The organism is Sphingobium sp. SA916 (genome assembly GCF_002894065.1).
GTDB classification, from domain to species: domain Bacteria; phylum Pseudomonadota; class Alphaproteobacteria; order Sphingomonadales; family Sphingomonadaceae; genus Sphingobium; species Sphingobium fuliginis.
The window spans coordinates 1-1439 of sequence record NZ_LXYF01000007.1; the positions used below are offsets into that span (position 1 = coordinate 1).

General features: G+C 62.8%; 1 protein-coding gene. It reads right to left on the reverse strand.

Annotated features, from left to right (window positions below; translation table 11 throughout):
* Nucleotides 1–91: 91 nt before the first annotated feature.
* Entirely contained in the window at nucleotides 92–1348 is a 1257-nt protein-coding gene (locus tag A8G00_RS03315; protein WP_102999995.1) for an IS701 family transposase, read from the reverse strand.
* Nucleotides 1349–1439 lie beyond the last annotated feature (91 nt).

The window sequence follows — 1439 nt, forward strand, 5'->3', positions numbered from 1 at the left end:
CTAGCACTACTTTGGCAGAAGTGAGACTGACGCGCTTGAGAGAGCACCCCCGCAATGAGGGCATTGGCCTGGCGGTGCACGCGAGAGGCGATCAAGGATGGCTTTGCGGACTGCCGGCAGGCTGGGCTGAGGTGGTGGCCCAGGGACTCTTTTTTTTCCGTCCCGCCTGAGCGAGCCTGCGGGTCTGAAGGAAGGCATAGGCCATCATTGTCATCAGAGAGTGCCGATGCAGCCCGGTCCAGGAGCGACCCTCGAAGTGGTCGAGGCCGAGTTCTTCCTTGAGTTGCTGATGCGCCTGCTCGCAGATCCAGCGCGCCTTGATCGCCCCCGCCAAGTCCCTCATCGAGGTATCGGCTGGTAGGTTCGAGAGGTAGTATTTTCGCTCGCCGGTCGAGCGATGCTCGCCAACCAGCCATGCTTCTTCGCCGGGCATGTGTTGAGCTCCGGCTGCGCCGATCCGCTGTGGCGCACCATCGGCGACGCGTACACGCACGGCGGCAAAGCGCGCTGACAGGCGCCCCTTTGTTCCCCGGCGCCAGCTGACCTGACGCCACTTTACGTCTTCGAGCATGGCGTGCGCGGCCCGGGATTTGATGTCGGGCACGTGCCGCACACGCGGACGCCCGCGGTTCTCCACCGGGAAGATCAGTTGCACGTCGGCAGGATAGACCTTCTGGTGCCGGGGGATGCCGACGGCCCAGCGAAGATCCCGTGCGCTCAATGCCTGCCGGAACGAGGCGGATAAGCCATATCCCGCATCGGCCAGAACGCAGCCGAAGCGGACCCCAGCGGCGATGACGCGGTCGATCTCCTCAATGGCGATCTCGGGCTTCGTGCGATAGGTCTGGAGAAGATTAGGCACACCAGCCTTGGACATCCGAACCGCATCGCTCGTCCAGCTTTCCGGCAGGAAAAGTCGTAAGCTCAGCATGACCGGCACTTCTCCCGAGGCCAGCGTCACCGATACCAGCGTCTGGCAGTTCGCGTTCTTGCCAAGCGCCGTGGCGTATTGCGGCGCGACACCGACTGACGCCTTGCCCTTCTTCGGCAGCGCGGTGTCGTCGATGATCAGCCAGGCCTTGTCACCGCCGACCAACTCATCCGCCTGTCGCCACAAGGTCGCTTCCAGCGGCGCGCTGTCCCAGATACCTGCACCAATGAAATGGTGCAGCCGGTCGTAGCTGACCTCACTCACGCGGGCCGCCATGGGCTGGATGCTCTTGCGATCACCGGGACCGATCAAGCCCGCGATATACGCTGGACACATCCGCCGCCGTGTCTTGTTGCCGAGCCCCTGCAGATACGGTTTCAGCCAGCGCTCAAGATCGCCCTGCCAATCCCCTTCCATCACCAGCCTCCATCAAAGCTGGCTCCCTATGAATCACGCATCCTGCGCCGGGGGAATCCCAAAAATTACACTTCTGCCAAAGTAGTGCTAG